Raw genomic sequence first — 15,847 nt, forward strand, 5'->3', positions numbered from 1 at the left:
CGCGTGGAAGTGATCGCTTTGGAGAAGCTGGCCAGCTTGCAATCGCGTCCAACCGACGAAAGCAATCTGGTCTTCAATTCCGTACCCTCATTCGGAGTTCGTGCGATTGTGTTGCAGCGGTCACGCGGATGTGATCACGATAGAGGCGATAAAAAAGCGAGCCTGGTGTGTAACAAGTCGCCTCAGGCAACGAATGATGATCCGTGAATGACTAAATTGGTATCGGAACAGGCCCTGAAAGGTTTGATGCTTCTATCGCTTGATGGCGATGAGGCAGCATACAGGCGTTTGCTCTCTATTCTGCGGGATCTCCTTTTAACGTTTTTTCGCAAGAGGCTTGGGTCTAACGCCCCACCGGACGCAGAGGATTTGGTCCAGGAGGTGCTTTTGGCGGTTCATAGCCGGCGGATTACCTATGATCGGGAAAGGCCGTTTACCGCGTGGTTCTTCAAAATCGCGAAATACAAGCTGATCGACCACTTCAGAGCAAGCGATAGAAAGAACGGTGTCGAAGTTGCATTGCTGGACGAGGTTGCGGCAGAGTTTCGCGAGGAGGCGCTGTTTGCCCACTTGGATGTCGATCGGCTTTTGGATCAACTGCCCGCCAAGCAGCGAGAGCTCCTGCGGCAAGTCAAGATCGCTGGAAAGACGACCGCTGAAGCCGCGACCGATACGGGGCAGTCGGAAGTAATGGTTCGTGTCAGCATTCACCGAGGGATGCGCGCGATTGGACGCAAGCTGGGTTTTGCCAATGACGAAGATTGATGATCTCATAGACACTCTGGTGGGTGACCTTACTCCGGTAAGCCGGCATGCGCTGCGGAAGCGGCTTGCCTCCGCCATAATTTTCGGTGTGATCGGCGCGGCTGTTGCTCTGCTCGCATCGTTCGCTTTCCGCTCGCATTCGCACCACGTCACAATGGCTGCCTTTTGGGTCAAGTTTTTATATTCGGCAGGTTTGATGGGCGCGACGATAATTGCGCTTGATCACGTTGCTCGCCCTGACGGTCTAATCGGCAATATGATTCGCTTTTCGACGGCAGCGTTTGCTGTCATTGCACTGCTGGCGATTGGGCAGCTCGTCTTGTCGCCGACGTCATCCTATCCAGGCTTGATATTTGGATTTTCGGCGCTTTTCTGCCCGTTCCTCATCGTTGCATTCGGCCTTCCGGCATTCTTCGCCAACATGTGGTTTTTGCGCCGCGCGGCCCCCTTCAATCCGGGACTTGCCGGCTTCGTCGCCGGCGCGTGCGCGGGCGCGATTGGCGCGTGGGTGTACGCATTGGCTTGCGTCGAAAACGGCATCCCCTTTATCGCAATCTGGTACACCCTTGGCATTCTGCTGAGTGGGTTATTGGGAAGCGTTGTCGGCAAACTCAGTCTGCGTTGGTAACCGGCAAAGGGAAATGCCTGGCGTGTTGAAGTCCACCATGATCTGACCCATTTTTCCGCTCGGCGTTGACCCTATTAGGCCGCGACAGGTGCTTGAAATCGTTCCTAATTTTGAACCATCTGTGGGTAGTCGCGAAATGGAACTTTCGGTGAGTTTCACATGGAATTCAACAGCCATGGTGGTTTGCAGGCAGAAGGCGATTGGTCCAATGATCTGACTATGCGGCGTCTGTACAAAATTCGATTTGCGTACCGCCTTCAAGATCGGACTTCTCCATCCCGACTAAAAGGAAACCCTCGATTAACATGGGCGTGAGGGCGCGCGAATGAAGCCGATCCTTGATGGCGGTAGCCTCTCTCACTGCTTTGCCGGGCGCGTGCACCTTCACAATGAGGTTGGTGCCGAAGGGAAGATCGGACATTCCCTCAAGGATGATCATCGTCCCGTTGCGGCTCTCTGCACAAAACGTTCCCAGCACTTTTCGCACCCATCGTTCTCCGAATTCATCCCCAATCAACATTTCAGTTGGTGGCCAGCCGCTACCTCCTCTAGGCCAGCGTCGCGTCGGCTCGCTTTTCAACCAACGGCACAATGCCAGCATAGAAGAACGGAATACTATCTTCCGGTCCGTCGGTAGCTCGGCCCCTGATTTTGCCTATCACCAGAACGCCAAGCCGAAATTCCGGCTCGCCGATGACCAGCACGAATGGGTTATCCTGGTCGCCACGAAGATAACGGCCGCCAAACTGACGTCGAGCAGTTTCGAAAACATAGGAGGAGGCTAGAAAGTGAAGGTCCTCGGGCAACGGGGCCTGTTTTCGGTAAAAATCATCCAGAACCTGATCAACGAGCCGCAACGAGCTTTCTGAGTAGTGGAGCTTTGACGCGTCGATGGGCGCTTGCGGGTGTGAGAAGGCGTTGACGAAGTCTGCTACCTGGGAAGCCATGGCATCTTCGATTGTCGCTGGCATTTTCCGGCGCTTCAGAAAGTCGAACAGTCCCATACGCCTTTGATCTCCCGAATATTCATAGGATGGCTCGCATTTTATGCATGCGAGAAACGCGGCTGCAATCCTACGTAGCGTAGAGTAGTGCAAAGGGGTGAATGTATATGACGCTTGGTGGCCTTTTCGGGCGGATTGCCCTTCAACTGCTGTGTGGATTTGTGCTCGTCGCGGTGACGGGTGGGGGGCTTGTCTGGATAATAGTCATGTTTCTCTTGGTGCCCTGTATCGGGATGTCCGTATTCATATTCGCACCAATCGAATATTTCGCCGCCCGGTTTGGCGTCAGATGGCTAGCCTGGATCGTTACTCCCTTCGTCGGCGCGGGTATTCCGTGGCTATTCGAATTCATTGCGCCGAACCGGGCTAATTTCCTGGCAGGTATCTCGCAGTTGTGCTTTGTGTCCGGTGTGATGGGCGTTCTCTGGACGGTATCGTCTGTGACGGCTGCCTTCTTGCAACAACCGCCTGTGCCAGATAAACGGCTGTTCGATTAAGTCCAGGCTGAATTGTCTTGCCGAAGCAACAACGGTCCTCCCGTACAGGCATTGCTTTCTGCCCCCCAAGCGACCCGACCATAGCCTCGGCGATATACCTTGATGGTCGCCATGCTGGTAATTCGATTGGTTTCACGAACGTTCCAAGGCCCGAAGCTTTCAGCGCTCAACTTCGGAAATTCGAAACTCAGTACCGGTATCGCGCACGATATGGAGGTCGCGGATCATTTCGGCGGCATGTAGAAGTCCGTGGTACCACTCTTCATTCGGAACCTGTGCGGCTCCTGCTGAAACCGTACTGATGTAAGTCAGCGCATCCCTACCTTGCACTGGAACGATACCAAGTTCGTGCCTAAGCTCCCGAATTGTATTCACCGATCTGTCGAGCATCCTGCTGACCTCGTAGGATGACAGCTTCTCGACCTCATTTGCGGCCCGCACCAGCTCGGCAATAAAGTCTGTCGTTGCGCTCACATTATTCCTAGAATCGCAAGAGTTGGTCACACAAAAGTTGCGCGGGGGTCAGGCCCAGTCAAGCCGAATTGCCCCAGATATGAGGAACGCTTTTTAACTCAGATTTTTTCAGATCAGGCAAGGTTTCGTTTCGCTTCCACGGGTGACGGGCCGCCACGGACAGGTCCGTCCTCGTATTGGTTTCCGAAGTCGGGACTGGAGTAGCCTCGCAGATCATGCGGCGGGTGGCCAAAGACCCGTTTGAAGGTCTGGCTACAAGACGTACGGGAGCGATATCCGTTGTTTGCAGCGATCGTGACAAATGCGACGTCCGTGTCGATCAGTTCCCGGCGTACACGCAGCATGCGCCAGCGGGTGACGTAGTCCAGCGGGGCCACCCCAAGCACCGACTTGAAGCGTTCGGCGAAGGAGGAGCGGGACATGCCTGCGGCGGCGGCCATGGAGGCGACAGACCAATCCGCCGCGACATCATTGTGGAAGCTTCGCAGGGCTCTTGCGAGCTTTGGATCGGCGAGACCTGCAAGCCAGCCTGCCTGCGTTGGGCCCACCTCTGACAGGAATGCACGAAGCGCCTGGACCAGCAGGATGTCCGCGAGGCGGTCAACAACGACACCTTCGCCGGGAGCACCTCCGCCCGCTTCAGTCCCGAGAAGCGCCAGGGTCGCACGTAAAGGAGCCGCCGCGGGAGAGGTCGCCTTGATGTGTATCATGGGCGGCAGAGCATCCCGAAGCCAGGCTGCTCCCTCCTCATCGAAAACGAAACGCCCGCCGATTACGATCTTGTCCGGAGGGCTGTCACCAAAGCGGATCACGCCGTCCTCACCACGCGCGCCGGCAAAGAAGCTATTGCCGTCGACCTCCTGGGCGTCGTCTGCGTTCGACGTCCTGTACGGGAGGCCATCGGTCAGCAGATAGCAGTCGCCAGGCCCGAGTTCGAGCGGGATGGGATTGCCTTCGACCCAAAGCTTGAGCTGCCCGGTGAGAACAGCTCCGAACTTGATGTGGTCATAGCCGGAGAACCGCAACGCATATGGTCCGCTCGACTCGAACCGGATCGTCGCCACGCGCTGCACTGTGAACATCGTCAAAATATCGGACAAAGGGTCCATAAAACTAATTTCGGACGTTTGGATACGTTTGGAAGATTATAGGAGACGATCAGTCCATTACACAAGCGGTTTTCGGGTGCTATCTGTCAAGCGGCAACGAAAGGAACCTGGCGATGCAGTATAATCAACTCGGAACTACGGGAACGTTCGTATCGCGGCTCTGCCTGGGAACGATGACTTTCGGCGGCACTGCAAATCCGATCGGGAACCTGTCTCTGGGGGAGGCAGGCCGCATCGTCGGGGTGGCCCTTGATGCAGGTATCAATTTCATCGACACAGCCGACGTATACACTGGCGGAGGCTCCGAGGCACTGCTCGGCGACATCCTGAAGGATCGTCGTGATGAAGTCGTACTTGCCTCCAAGGTCAGCAGCCGGGTCGGCAAGGGACCGAACGACGTCGGCCAGTCGCGCATTCATATCATGCAGGCGCTGGAAAAGAGCCTAACCCGGCTGAAGACGGATCATATCGATCTCTATCAGGTTCATAACTTCGACGGGCTGACCCCCATGGACGAAATGCTCGAGGTACTCGACGACGTCGTCCGCCAAGGAAAGGTCCGTTACATCGGATGTTCCAACTATGCTGCGTGGCAGATGACGAAAGCTCTCGGGATATCAGAGCGCCGTCTGTTGTCCCGGTTCGTTTCGGTCCAATCCTACTATTCGCTGGCGGGCAGGGATATCGAGCGGGAACTCGTGCCTGCAGTCATCGATCAAGGATTGGGCCTGTTATGCTGGAGCCCGTTAGCTGGCGGACTGCTGTCAGGCAAGTTCGACAGGGATGGTGCGGTGGACAAGGATTCGCGCCGCGCCAATCTCCAGTTCCCGCCGGTGGACGAGAACCGCATCTTCGACATCATCGACGTCCTGAAGGCGATCGCTGGCGAGAGGGAATGCACGCCGGCGCAGGTCGCCATCGCCTGGCTATTGTCGCGGCCGGCTGTCACCAGCGTCATCGTCGGTGTGAAGCGAAGCGATCAGTTGGCGGACAATCTCGGCGCCATCGATGTGGTGCTGTCCGATGAAGAGATTGGCAGGTTGGAGGCGTCCAACAAGCTGGCGCCGGCCTATCCGGGCTGGATCCAAACTTACCGGGCAAGCTCCCGCGTTCCATCAGGCCATTCCGTGAAAGGCGCAAGCTGGATGCCGGGCGAACAGCCCATTTGACTCATTCCCGAAACAACATTTTAAGGAGCATAATTATGAAGGCTTGGCAGATCGACGGATTTGGTACCCCGTTCCAGCTTCGCGACGTCCCAGTGCCGCAAGTTCGACCCGGCGCCGTGCTGGTGAAGATCGAGACGTCGTCACTGATGTCCTATCTGAAGGAGTACGTGGAAGGTAAACTTAGGAGGTATCGTCCCCCACAAGGCGCGTTCACTCCGGGCGGGAATGGCTTCGGCACCATCGAGGCGGTTGGCCGCGACGTGTGGCATCTTAAGCCTGGTCAACGCGTCATTCTCTCGTCGCATCTGGTGACGCAGGAAAACGTCGAGGACAAAGCGCAGATCCTGATCGGCGTCACTAATTTCGGCGGCGTTGGCGAGGCGCTTCAGAAGGACTGGCCCGACGGAACACTCGCTGAATACGCTTTGTACCCGGTGTCCACCGTCACACCCGTCGAAGGTTTGGATCACATTCCCGCGGAGCAGTTCTCGATCTTCAGTCGTTGCGTTGTTCCGTATGGCGGCCTGGTCCGAGGCCGTTTGGCAGCCGGTGAAACCATCATTATCAACGGAATAACTGGAGCCTATGGAACGACCGCGGCTCTGGTCGCAATGGCGATGGGGGCGGGGAAAGTCATCGGCGTCGGCCGTAACAAGCACAAGCTCGACGCCGTCGCGGCGGCAATGGGTGGTCGGATAGAGACTGTCGCACTGACGGGTGACGTAAAGGTCGACACCGAGGCGTTGAGAAGGTTGACGGGTGGCGGCGCAGAGATGGCATTCGATATGGTCGGTCAGGCGGACGATCCAAGCGCGACGCTCGCCACGCTCGGAGGCCTTCGTCGCAACGGCCGCCTGGTCCTGATGGGCAGCATGGCCACCCCGATTCCCGTCGACTATATGCAATTGATGGGTAACAACCTCGAGATCATCGGCCACTTGATGTATGAGGCCGACGCTCATCTCAAGCTGCTCAACCTTCTGCGCATCGGCCGCCTCGATTTGAGCCCGATCAAGGCGACGGTCTTTCCAATGACGGCGGTCCCGGAGGCCATGGAGGCCGCTCGCGTGGCTAGCAGCCTTGAGTGCATTGTTGTCCGTAACTAGCCGACCGGCTGCCGCCCCCGGCCTTTGCTCGGGGGCGGACCCAAAATCTAAAAAGGAAAATACAATGCAAGTCACTGAAACGGTCCTTCGACTTTACGCGGAGACGGAGAAGTTTGAGAGCGTCATCGCATTCTACGAAAAGGTGCAGGGGATCGAATGCGAGTTTCGGTTCGACGTGCCGGAGCGAAGGATAAACGGAGCCAAGATTGGCGGCGTTCTGATCTTGTCCGGTTCTATCGTGGATCTCGCTCCCATCCGCGATGCCTCGGCGATCTTCTACGTGGATTCACTTGATGAATATGTCGACTGGCTAAAAGCCAATGGTGCGGAGCTTCTCCACGGGCCGCAGGCAGGGCCGTTCGGGCGGAATTTGACCGCCCGCAATCCAGACGGCCTCGTCGTCGAGTACTTCGAACCACGACCACAGGAGCGCGCCTGAAGGACTAGCAGGAAGTTCCATCATTCCAATTACCTATGGCAAGCCTGCAAATAGCTGAAATCACATCACTATATTGCGCCGGTGCCAAAATGTCATCCGAGGCCGCCGGTTCACATCCTCTCAAGATCTCCATCGCCGCGATCGGCCAAGAGATGTCGTCGCACCCCCGAATGGGGCTAGAAGGCGAAAGAAAATATGCAGCGCGATTGCTGCATCAAACCAGCCGTTCGCAAACGGTATTCAACCGCGAAGGCCGGCATCGTTGCGGGTCTTCATGTTCCTGGGTTCAATACGATTGGCGATGTGGAGCGAGAGCCGCGTCCGCTGCTGGTCTTGCATCTCGAGCCGGAGCTTGAACACAGAATCGATCAGATCGCATACTACGAAAGCGACGGCTGACCGAAGTCGGTCGGTGTGGTTGGCGTCTTCGTGAGGCAACAAAGAAGGCTGTAAATCAGGGGAATTCATGAGAATTGGAAAAGGCCTTTTTACGCTTCTTATGACTTTGCTGCCGGTATTCGGGATTTCGACGGGCGCCGCCCAATCCGCCCAGGGCATTCGCCCGACGGGTTTCACCCAGCGGCAATTGGATGAATCCCTGGTCGATTTTTATGGGAAATGGCGTTCGGTCTATCTCGTGCAGGGATGCGGAAGCGGCCGCTACTATGTGGGGGTGACAGCCGACGGCAAGTCGGTCGGTGGCGGAGCGGCGAAATCTTCGATCACAGTATCCGAGGCTCATGGCTACGGGATGCTGATATCGGTCCTGATGGCAGATTTCGATCCGAACGCACACGCAGTCTTTGATGGAATGGTTCGCTATTTTCACGACCATCCGGCCAAGTCAGGCCCTGGACTTATGGCATGGAACCAGACCAAGGGCTGCGGCAATGCGCCTGAGGTTGCCGGCGACCACAGTGCCACCGATGGTGACCTCGATATCGCCTATGCTTTGCTCCTTGCCGACAGAAAATGGGGCAGCGGAGGGGAGTTGAATTACCGCAAAGAAGCATTGAAGGTCATAGGAGCAATCGGCAAGCACGAGATCGATGCCGACAGTCGGTTCGTTCGCATCGGCGACTGGGTCGATGATGATGACGAGGTGCAATATGCACCCGTCACCCGATCCTCCGACTTCATGGTGTCCCATTTCAAGACCTTCGCCAGCGCAACGGGAGACCGCACATGGTATGCGGTGCGGGACGAGACCTATTCGATCATCGACAGGATTCGCAGCAAATACAGCTCGAAGACCGCGTTGATGCCTGACTTCATCGTCGGCCTTCCGGTGAAACCACACCCCGCCAAGGCCAATTTTCTCGAAGGTCCCAATGATGGCGCCTATTCGTGGAACGCATCGCGCTATCCCTGGCGCATTGCTCTCGATTACCTGCTCAATGATGACCAACGGGCACTGTTGGCGCTCAGGCCGCTCAACAGCTGGATCAAGGGCGCAACGCACGGCAATCCAGCCAATATCGCCGACACATACATGCTCAACGGCAATCCGGCAGCAGAAAGCGGTCGTGACGCCGTGGCCTTCGTGTCGATGTTTGCCGTATCCGCATCCATTGAATCTGTGAACCAGAGCTGGTTGGATGCACTTTGGGCTGACATGACAAGGCGGAGCGTGGAAAGTGAAGACTATTACGGCAATACACTGAAGCTGCTGGCGATGATCACCATCACCGGCCATTGGACCCAGCCCGGGCCATGATGACTTCCGGTTCAGCAGCTACATTGAAGATGGAGCGCGGCATGGTCTTGCAGGAGAAGAAATGACGGTCGATCGTCGGGAGGAGGCGACTTCTGTCCCCGAGAAAACATCGCCTGCCGGGCTTGAGACCTATATTGCCGGCAGAACGCTTGTCAGTGGTGACGGTCCAGCCTGGACGGACATGTTCGTTCAAGTGTTTTCCCGCTTATCGGTGCAAGAGCCTTTTCTCGTTCCCGCCGTCGCAGAGCCGCTTGTCGTTTGGGTGATCTCGGGCGAGGCATGCGTGGAAGAGCGGGATCTGGGTGGTGAATGGATAGCCAACACGGTCCGCATCGGCGATTTTTTTCTGACGCGCTCGCCCACTCCCTATGAAATGCGCTGGCGTGCCGCGGGAGATGATCCTTTCCAGGTGATGCATCTGTATCTCTCCGTTCAACTGTTTGAGCAGGTGGCGGCTGAGATTCTCGGCAAGGCTGCCAGCGGCATGCGTCTGCGGGATATATCGGGTGGCCGGGATCATCGTCTTTCCAACTTGCTGGAGCTGATCCATGCTGAACTGACCGCAGAAGGGCAGGGGAGCCAACTCTTCGTTCAGGGGTTGGCGCAGACACTCACCGTTCATCTGATCCGTCATTACGCGGCATATGATGCTAAGACGCGGCCATCGAATGCACTCCCCGGCGCAAAGCTGCGTCGTGCCATCGCTTTCATGGAAGCCAACCTTCAGGAGCCGTTCGATCTGGCCCGGCTGGCGCAAACGGCAGGCATGAGCGCCTTTCATTTCAGCCGGCTCTTCAAAAGGGCGACCGGCCTTTCTCCATCCCATTATTTCATTCGCCAGCGCATCGCCAAAGCCCAGCAACTGTTGCAGGAAACAGACGCGAGCATCATCGAGATCGGCATGTCGGTGGGATATTCGAGCCCCAGCCATTTTGCCCAGATCTTCCGCCGCGAGGCCGGCGTCTCGCCGAGTGACTATCGCCGCGATTAGGATTCCGGCCCGGTATCCGTCGATACGAGCAAGATCCCGACAGATATGGCAAAGCCCCGAGAGAAGGGCTAGGCCGGTTTCCTTATGTTTCTCCTCGTTGAAGGCAATCACCTCTTCGATCCGAAGAAGTGCCAAGACAAGGAGATAGATCATGACGAACATCAATGGAAAAATCGCGCTGGTGACCGGCGCATCGAGCGGCATCGGCGCCGCTACCGCCTTGAAGCTTGCCGAGGCCGGCGCAAAGATCGGCATCGCCGCCCGTCGCGCCGACAAGCTCGCAAGCCTAAGAAACGAGATCGTCGCAAAGGGCGGCGAAGCGCTCGTCATCGAAATGGATGTGGTTGATCCGACCGCAGTCGAGGCCGGCGTCAAGCAGCTGGTTGAAGCCTATGGAGCGATCGATATTCTGGTCAACAATGCTGGCCTAATGCCGCTTTCAGATATCGATCAATTCAAGGTCGACGAATGGCATCGGATGGTCGATGTCAACGTGAAGGGCCTGCTGAACACCACGGCTGCCGTTCTACCGCAGATGATCAAGCAGCATTCGGGACATATCTTCAACATGTCGTCGATTGCCGGCCGCAAGGTCTTCAAGGGCCTGTCGGTCTATTGCGCTACCAAGCATGCGGTCGCCGCCTTCTCCGACGGTCTGCGCATGGAAGTCGGTCAGAAGCACAACATTCGGGTGACTTGCATCCAGCCGGGTGCCGTTGCCACTGAGCTTTACGACCACATCACCGACCCCGGCTATATCAAGCAGATGGACGATCTCGCCAAGCAGATGACGTTCCTGCAGGGCGCGGACATAGGCGACACGATCGTCTTCGCTGCGCAGGCGCCGTCCCACGTCAATGTGGCCGAGCTGTTCGTCCTTCCGGTCGAGCAGGGTTGGTAATCGGCAAACATCGTTCTGCTTCCCCGCATGTTTGCGGGGGAGCGAACGACGAAGGAGTATGCAATGAACGAGTTTCCCGCCTCCCAAGCCTATCGTCTGCTCGAACCAGGCCCGATCGTTTTGGTTACGACGAGCGCCGATGGGCGGCCTAATGTCATGACCATGGGCTTTCACATGATGATCCAGCATGCGCCGCCGCTTATCGGCTGCGTCATTGGACCTTGGGATCACAGCTATCGGACACTGAGAAAGACCGGCGAATGCGTGATTGCCATTCCCACCGTCGATCTTGCCGAAACCGTCGTGGATATCGGTAACTGCTCCGGCGACACGGTGGACAAGTTCGAGCGGTTCGGCTTGAGGACCCGTCCAGCTACGGATGTGGCGGCGCCGTTGCTTGTGGATTGCCTTGCCAATATCGAATGTCGTGTCGCCGATTCGGGCCTTGTCGATCGCTACAACCTTTTTATTCTCGAGGCGAAGCAGATCTGGATAGACGACGCCCGCACGGAACGGCGGACCATGCATCATCGCGGTGACGGCAGCTTCATCGTCGATGGCGGCATGCTCGATCTTCGGGAGCGCATGGTGAAGTGGAGGCACCTTCCCCACTGAGGCCATTTCAGTCTCGGCAACCGCTGGATCGAAAAGCCGCGCAATGGCCGGACCCGACCTCGGGTCACCCTTGTCGGATATGGATGTTGAAAACGATATCTCGGCATTGCTCTGCCGCTCTATTGATCGACCTTGGTGGCAAGGACAGGCAGCATAACGACGAATGCGGCAACGGTCTCGCCCTCCGACGGTCAAGAACGACCGTAACGGGCATCGTCGGCCCGCCTTTAGGTTCTATCGCTCGAACGCACCGAGTTGGCGCAGCCCCGTCATCCAGTCCTCGCTATGCCACGTCTTAGTAATCTTGCCGTCTTCGACCAAGTGAATGTCGATGGCTTGGATCCGGATTTTCCTGCCGGAAGCGGCAAGCCCGGCGAAGGGTTGCATTTGCGTTCCCGTGATTGTCGAGCGGACGACGACCTTGTTTCCATCGGTGACGATATCGTCGATGGCGATGCGAAAGTCCGGGAATGTGGTGTGAAGCATTTTCAAACCACTCGTTGCGGATTGGGCGCCACGGGCTACCTCAGGCTCACTCGGAAGCTCCTGCCAATTACTGGAAAGAATAGCTTCCAGAATGTCCGGCCTGTTCTCGTCAAAGGCCTCGTACCATTTGACCGCGATTGCCGCGGGCTGGTTTTGCGCTTCGGCCAAGGCGGCGTTGCCGACAAACAGCGCGGCGACCAAAGCGGTGACGCTGCAATTCCTTGATGATCTGACGTAGGCGGCATTCTCAGCCTCGCGCGAAAGTACCATCGCTTTCAGCGCGTTCAGGTCGTCGGGAAGCCCGTCGACCGTCATCGTCATTTCGCAAGAACAGCATATTTTGCCACCCAAAACGAGATGTTGGATGTGGTTGATTCAATTGGTCGCGCTGCTATCCGGCCTGAACAGGCGTGCGCGTTTCGCTCGGCGCATGCACGCGTTTCCAGTCCAGCCCCTCGAACAAAGCCGAGAATTGCGCGGATGTCAGATGCATTGCGCCGTCCTGCATCCGGGGCCAATGGAACTCGCCATCCTCAAGCCGCTTGGCGACCAGGCATACGCCGCTGCCATCCCAGAAGATCAGCTTAATGCGGTCGGTGCGTTTGGCTCGGAATACGTAGATCGTGCCGGAGAATGGATCAGCTCCCATCTCAGCCTTCACCAGTGCAGCCAATCCCTCTGCACCCTTGCGAAAGTCGAACGGTTTGGTGGCGATCATGACTTTCACCGCGCCGGACGGACCAATCGCGATGATGCTTTCATGGCCGCAATGACGGCTGCAATCGTCGTGGCGTCAGCACCGGATGCAATCCTGATTGTCGCACCACCAATTTCCAGCTCAATCACGGCGTCGCCGTGAGCCTTCCTCGGTGAACGTGCTCGCCGTACCTTCTTCGGCATGGGCATATCCTGTGCGACGACGACGGCAGGCGCAAACATCGGTGCCACGTCCGGCAATACATCGAGCGGCTTGCGGGCAAGCCGCCGCCAGGTGAACAACTGTTGCGATGTCAGCCCGTGGCGCCGCGCCACCGAGCAAACCGTCACGCCAGGCTCATAGCTTTCCGCGACGATCTGCGCCTTCAGCTCGTCGCTCCATTCACGGCGCCGAAAACTTGCTCCGACCCCATCCGCGGCTGCGATAGGCGGCAATCCGTCTATCGCCATAGCTTAGACGAGTGGCCGCCATCTCTTGAATATCCATCAGGAGCTGCGAGCGCTGCACTGCATCGCGCAGATCGTAACGCTTCGACTTGACGTTTTCAGCTCCGATGAAGTTAGAACCAGAAGCGCCATAGCTCGCCGTCTGAAGCACGAAGTGCCCTTCAATAATCCGACCGAACTCAATATCTCCTGTTCGCGCGCGTTGTTTGCGAGGAAGGGTTCGAGAGATTGCGATATCGAGTATATCACAGACCTGATTTTGCATGTCCTGCGCTCCATAGCTTGGCGACTAACCGCACGCGTTCTCGCCTAGAAGTGCAAGGATACGTCCGCACCGACATGGGCTCGCGAGCCGACATCTCCACCAGCGACGCCGTTGACGAAAGCCGCAACCTTCATCTTCTCCGTAAGCTTGTAATCGACACGGACGCCATATTCCGCCCAGTCGAGACTCCCAGAGGTTTGCGGCGACAGGCTTCCCAGGCCACCAACGTTCAACTGCGATCCGTCATGGTAGTTGAAGCCATGCGCCCATGCGCCCCAGACCGATCCCTCTATCTTCGAGGTGAAGTCGTGCACCCACTGGCCGCGCAGCTTGAACAGGTCCATCGTCGATGAGGACGCCGGCATACTTGCATCGAACGGGTTCACCGACGACAGGACTTCATTGTAGGAACTCGTATGCAGGGTCTGGCGACCGAGCTCGAAGGACGGCGCGAACTGATCGTCCGGTGTCAGCTTGATCAGGGTGCCAATGCGGGCAAAGCCATAGGCCTGTTCGCCGGAGGCCTTGCCGCTTCCCATTGCCGTGCCGGCGCCATTCGCATAGGTGCGAGAGAAGTGATAGTCGCTGTCGGGCGAGTAAAAGCCGCCGATTTCACCGAAGGCGCCAAATCGCGCATCGAACATATGCGTATAGCGCAGTTTGGCAGCGGCGATGAACGCCCCATCCATCGAGGCGCCCGGATAATCTTCGGATGCATAGCCGATGCCGGCCATGACTTCAAACGGCTCGAGATCGACATGTCCGGACAGGCCTGCGGAGGCGGAGCCAACCGAGCCGAAAGCCGAAACGCTGCTCGGCGTGCCAAAGGCAGTACCCTCCTGCAGCATCTGGTCGGCAAAGCCGTGCATCTGCCCCATGGTGGTCTGGCGCTCCTTGCCGATCTCATTGGCGGAGGATTGCAGCGATGCCGGCGTCGTCAGACCGGCGATCGGGGTCGGGTCCGTCGTAGCGCCGCCGGTCACCACCGGAGACGGGGTCGAGTCCGTCGTGCCGGCGCTGACTACGGGGGGCGGTGGGGGCGCTACCGTCGCATCGACGTAACGCACGATATAGGCCTGTGTGTTGCCGTTCGTTGTCGGACCGGTTCCGCCCCCGACAATATACTGACCGTTGGCCGAGATGGCATTGGCCTCGCTGAGGGTAATGCCGGTCATGTTGACACCGGCATTCGAAAGCAGCGTGTTGAGGTCGGCCATGCCCGTCGTGCTCGTCCAGCGGAAGGCGTGCCAAGAGCTGTCGCTGATGGTAGATCTGCCCACGAGGACGGTCCCACCGGGGGTCATGGCATTGGCGACGGAATAGAGTCCGCCGAGCGTGCCGAGATCGACCATATTTGTGGCGCTGGTCCAGCGGAATGCATGACTGATGAATGTGCCATCTATGTTTGAAGTGGAACCACCCACCACGACGGCGCCGTCGGCACTGACGAGAGAAGCTATTGAGGACACACCGCCCGATAACGTCCCGAGATCCTGCATTTTCGTAGAGCTGGTCCAGCGGAAGGCATGAAGGTTGTTATCATCTGTTCGAGCCTGCCCAACGACGGCGGTGCCGTCGGCACTGATGGCGATAGCATTGGAAAAGTTGCCGCCGAGTGTGCCGAGATCGGCCATTCCTGTGGCACTTGTCCACTGGAACGCGTGCTGGTTACCGCCAGGCGTTGTCCACGAGTTGCCAACCACGATCGCGCCATCGGCGCTTATGGCCGTGGCACTGGAAAAGTTGCCGCCGAGTGTACCGAGATCAACCATATCCGTGGCACTCGTCCAGCGGAAGGCATGTTGATTGCTGCCTGTAACAAATGCGCGGCCCACCACGACTGCGCCATCGGCGCTTACGGCGTTGGCATACGAATAGTTGCCGCCGAGCGTGCCGAGATCAACCATACCCGTGGCACTCGTCCAACGGAAGGCATGTTGACTGGAACGACCGGCGCCGGCATATCCCACCACCACCGAGCCGTCAGCGCTTATTCCGGCTAAATTGGCGAAGTTGCCCCCGGTCACCGTGCCAAGGTTGACCATCCCGCCGGAAGCCGTCCAACGAAAGACCGCGGCGTTGCCAGCGTTGTCATCAGCACTGCCGACCACCACCAAACCATCGCTGCTGATCTTATAGGCGTCGGATTGAGTACCGCCGCTGAATATGCCGAGAAAGGTAGGAGAAGAAGCCGTTACATCGCCGGCAAATGCCGGATCGTTAGTCAAGATCCCGACCAGCGACACAGAAGCAAGTAGAATGGCACTTCGATTGCGGCCCGACAGCAGACTTGCATATTTCCCGGATCCAATCCCAAGATGACGTGAGGGACGCCCTGCCATTTTCTCTCCACATTTCGCGCTCGCTTGCTGGGGGGCAAGCATAATGTTCAGTTTCACGACGTTTTCACCCATGTTTTCATTTCGTCGTGACACACTTCATCCTTCAATGGTTTGACCGCGACCGAATGGATCGCTGACAAGTGGAAATATGGGTGAAAACGTCGTGAGATCTGAC

20 protein-coding genes are annotated in these 15,847 nt (G+C 57.5%); 11 read left to right on the top strand and 9 right to left on the bottom strand.

The features are described 5' to 3' along the window. The first annotated feature begins 207 nt into the window (after window positions 1-207). Both BSK43_RS14545 and BSK43_RS14550 read left to right on the top strand, forming a co-directional pair. Window positions 208-765 (top strand): sigma-70 family RNA polymerase sigma factor, encoded by a 558-nt coding sequence (locus tag BSK43_RS14545; RefSeq protein ID WP_077470963.1) that lies wholly within the window; start codon window positions 208-210, stop codon window positions 763-765. Further along, window positions 752-1,393: a DUF1109 domain-containing protein gene (locus BSK43_RS14550; RefSeq protein WP_077470962.1), complete on the top strand. Its 642-nt coding sequence runs from the start codon at window positions 752-754 to the stop codon at window positions 1,391-1,393. Before BSK43_RS14545 ends, BSK43_RS14550 begins: the two co-directional genes overlap by 14 nt. 217 nt (window positions 1,394-1,610) lie before the next feature. On the opposite strand, the gene BSK43_RS14555 is transcribed toward BSK43_RS14550, so the two are convergent. Further along, a complete protein-coding gene (locus BSK43_RS14555) occupies window positions 1,611-1,880 on the bottom strand; it encodes a hypothetical protein (RefSeq protein WP_136686935.1) in 270 nt (89 codons plus the stop codon). Window positions 1,881-1,941: 61 nt separating this feature from the next. Next, window positions 1,942-2,397 (bottom strand): hypothetical protein, encoded by a 456-nt coding sequence (locus BSK43_RS14560; protein WP_077470960.1) that lies wholly within the window; start codon window positions 2,395-2,397, stop codon window positions 1,942-1,944. Between the two features lie 101 nt (window positions 2,398-2,498). Between BSK43_RS14560 and BSK43_RS14565 the strand changes: the two genes are divergently transcribed. Beyond that, window positions 2,499-2,894, top strand: coding sequence for a hypothetical protein (locus tag BSK43_RS14565; RefSeq protein ID WP_077470959.1), 396 nt, complete (start codon window positions 2,499-2,501; stop codon window positions 2,892-2,894). A 159-nt stretch (window positions 2,895-3,053) separates the two neighbouring features. Here the strand turns inward: BSK43_RS14565 and BSK43_RS14570 are convergent, their stop codons facing one another. Together BSK43_RS14570 and BSK43_RS14575 are read right to left on the bottom strand one after the other, a co-directional pair. Further along, window positions 3,054-3,368: a hypothetical protein gene (locus tag BSK43_RS14570; protein ID WP_136686937.1), complete on the bottom strand. Its 315-nt coding sequence runs from the start codon at window positions 3,366-3,368 to the stop codon at window positions 3,054-3,056. Between the two features lie 113 nt (window positions 3,369-3,481). Next, window positions 3,482-4,477, bottom strand: coding sequence for an AraC family transcriptional regulator (locus tag BSK43_RS14575; protein ID WP_077470957.1), 996 nt, complete (start codon window positions 4,475-4,477; stop codon window positions 3,482-3,484). Window positions 4,478-4,590: 113 nt separating this feature from the next. Here BSK43_RS14575 and BSK43_RS14580 point away from each other — a divergent pair, with 113 nt between their 5' ends. The 8 genes from BSK43_RS14580 to BSK43_RS14615 all read left to right on the top strand — a co-directional run bounded on the left by BSK43_RS14580 (window position 4,591) and on the right by BSK43_RS14615 (window position 11,415). Beyond that, on the top strand, window positions 4,591-5,646 hold the full coding sequence (locus tag BSK43_RS14580; protein ID WP_077470956.1) for an aldo/keto reductase: 1,056 nt from the start codon (window positions 4,591-4,593) through the stop codon (window positions 5,644-5,646). A gap of 35 nt (window positions 5,647-5,681) precedes the next feature. After that, window positions 5,682-6,752, top strand: coding sequence for a zinc-binding dehydrogenase (locus tag BSK43_RS14585; RefSeq protein ID WP_077470955.1), 1,071 nt, complete (start codon window positions 5,682-5,684; stop codon window positions 6,750-6,752). Between the two features lie 64 nt (window positions 6,753-6,816). Continuing rightward, window positions 6,817-7,191, top strand: coding sequence for a VOC family protein (locus BSK43_RS14590; RefSeq protein ID WP_077470954.1), 375 nt, complete (start codon window positions 6,817-6,819; stop codon window positions 7,189-7,191). Between the two features lie 195 nt (window positions 7,192-7,386). Next, window positions 7,387-7,590, top strand: a complete 204-nt coding sequence (locus BSK43_RS14595) for a hypothetical protein (protein ID WP_077470953.1) — start codon at window positions 7,387-7,389, stop codon at window positions 7,588-7,590. Between the two features lie 67 nt (window positions 7,591-7,657). After that, entirely contained in the window at window positions 7,658-8,908 is a 1,251-nt protein-coding gene (locus BSK43_RS14600) for a glycosyl hydrolase family 8 (RefSeq protein WP_077470952.1), read from the top strand. Between the two features lie 61 nt (window positions 8,909-8,969). Further along, entirely contained in the window at window positions 8,970-9,899 is a 930-nt protein-coding gene (locus BSK43_RS14605; RefSeq protein ID WP_077470951.1) for a helix-turn-helix domain-containing protein, read from the top strand. Window positions 9,900-10,050: 151 nt separating this feature from the next. After that, window positions 10,051-10,800 (top strand): SDR family oxidoreductase, encoded by a 750-nt coding sequence (locus BSK43_RS14610; RefSeq protein ID WP_077470950.1) that lies wholly within the window; start codon window positions 10,051-10,053, stop codon window positions 10,798-10,800. Window positions 10,801-10,863: 63 nt separating this feature from the next. Next, complete coding sequence (locus tag BSK43_RS14615; protein WP_077470949.1) at window positions 10,864-11,415, top strand: flavin reductase family protein; 552 nt, start codon at window positions 10,864-10,866, stop codon at window positions 11,413-11,415. Between the two features lie 234 nt (window positions 11,416-11,649). On the opposite strand, the gene BSK43_RS14620 is transcribed toward BSK43_RS14615, so the two are convergent. The 5 genes from BSK43_RS14620 to BSK43_RS14640 all read right to left on the bottom strand — a co-directional run bounded on the left by BSK43_RS14620 (window position 11,650) and on the right by BSK43_RS14640 (window position 15,558). After that, window positions 11,650-12,216 (bottom strand): ester cyclase, encoded by a 567-nt coding sequence (locus tag BSK43_RS14620; protein WP_246662582.1) that lies wholly within the window; start codon window positions 12,214-12,216, stop codon window positions 11,650-11,652. A gap of 76 nt (window positions 12,217-12,292) precedes the next feature. Further along, entirely contained in the window at window positions 12,293-12,655 is a 363-nt protein-coding gene (tnpB, locus tag BSK43_RS14625) for an IS66 family insertion sequence element accessory protein TnpB (RefSeq protein WP_077470948.1), read from the bottom strand. Further along, on the bottom strand, window positions 12,625-13,053 hold the full coding sequence (locus tag BSK43_RS14630) for a transposase (protein WP_246662583.1): 429 nt from the start codon (window positions 13,051-13,053) through the stop codon (window positions 12,625-12,627). The genes tnpB and BSK43_RS14630 overlap by 31 nt, the downstream gene beginning before the upstream one ends. After that, window positions 13,001-13,330, bottom strand: a complete 330-nt coding sequence (locus BSK43_RS14635; protein WP_136686939.1) for a hypothetical protein — start codon at window positions 13,328-13,330, stop codon at window positions 13,001-13,003. The genes BSK43_RS14630 and BSK43_RS14635 overlap by 53 nt, the downstream gene beginning before the upstream one ends. 44 nt (window positions 13,331-13,374) lie before the next feature. Then, window positions 13,375-15,558, bottom strand: a complete 2,184-nt coding sequence (locus BSK43_RS14640; RefSeq protein ID WP_169055401.1) for a hypothetical protein — start codon at window positions 15,556-15,558, stop codon at window positions 13,375-13,377. Window positions 15,559-15,847 lie beyond the last annotated feature (289 nt).

The organism is Rhizobium sp. P44RR-XXIV (genome assembly GCF_001999485.2).
Taxonomy (GTDB): domain Bacteria; phylum Pseudomonadota; class Alphaproteobacteria; order Rhizobiales; family Rhizobiaceae; genus Rhizobium.

Excerpts from the sequence above, each read along its gene's own strand:
- BSK43_RS14600 (WP_077470952.1), top strand. The coding sequence starts at position 7,658 with ATGAGAATTGGAAAAGGCCTTTTTACGCTTCTTATGACTTTGCTGCCG.
- BSK43_RS14565 (WP_077470959.1), top strand. The coding sequence starts at position 2,499 with ATGTATATGACGCTTGGTGGCCTTTTCGGGCGGATTGCCCTTCAACTG.
- BSK43_RS14595 (WP_077470953.1), top strand. The coding sequence starts at position 7,387 with ATGCAGCGCGATTGCTGCATCAAACCAGCCGTTCGCAAACGGTATTCA.
- BSK43_RS14590 (WP_077470954.1), top strand. The coding sequence starts at position 6,817 with ATGCAAGTCACTGAAACGGTCCTTCGACTTTACGCGGAGACGGAGAAG.
- BSK43_RS14550 (WP_077470962.1), top strand. The coding sequence starts at position 752 with ATGACGAAGATTGATGATCTCATAGACACTCTGGTGGGTGACCTTACT.
- BSK43_RS14620 (WP_246662582.1), bottom strand. The coding sequence starts at position 12,216 with ATGACGGTCGACGGGCTTCCCGACGACCTGAACGCGCTGAAAGCGATG.
- BSK43_RS14545 (WP_077470963.1), top strand. The coding sequence starts at position 208 with ATGACTAAATTGGTATCGGAACAGGCCCTGAAAGGTTTGATGCTTCTA.
- BSK43_RS14580 (WP_077470956.1), top strand. The coding sequence starts at position 4,591 with ATGCAGTATAATCAACTCGGAACTACGGGAACGTTCGTATCGCGGCTC.
- BSK43_RS14605 (WP_077470951.1), top strand. The coding sequence starts at position 8,970 with ATGACGGTCGATCGTCGGGAGGAGGCGACTTCTGTCCCCGAGAAAACA.
- BSK43_RS14585 (WP_077470955.1), top strand. The coding sequence starts at position 5,682 with ATGAAGGCTTGGCAGATCGACGGATTTGGTACCCCGTTCCAGCTTCGC.
- BSK43_RS14610 (WP_077470950.1), top strand. The coding sequence starts at position 10,051 with ATGACGAACATCAATGGAAAAATCGCGCTGGTGACCGGCGCATCGAGC.
- BSK43_RS14575 (WP_077470957.1), bottom strand. The coding sequence starts at position 4,477 with ATGGACCCTTTGTCCGATATTTTGACGATGTTCACAGTGCAGCGCGTG.
- BSK43_RS14635 (WP_136686939.1), bottom strand. The coding sequence starts at position 13,330 with ATGCAAAATCAGGTCTGTGATATACTCGATATCGCAATCTCTCGAACC.
- BSK43_RS14560 (WP_077470960.1), bottom strand. The coding sequence starts at position 2,397 with ATGGGACTGTTCGACTTTCTGAAGCGCCGGAAAATGCCAGCGACAATC.
- BSK43_RS14615 (WP_077470949.1), top strand. The coding sequence starts at position 10,864 with ATGAACGAGTTTCCCGCCTCCCAAGCCTATCGTCTGCTCGAACCAGGC.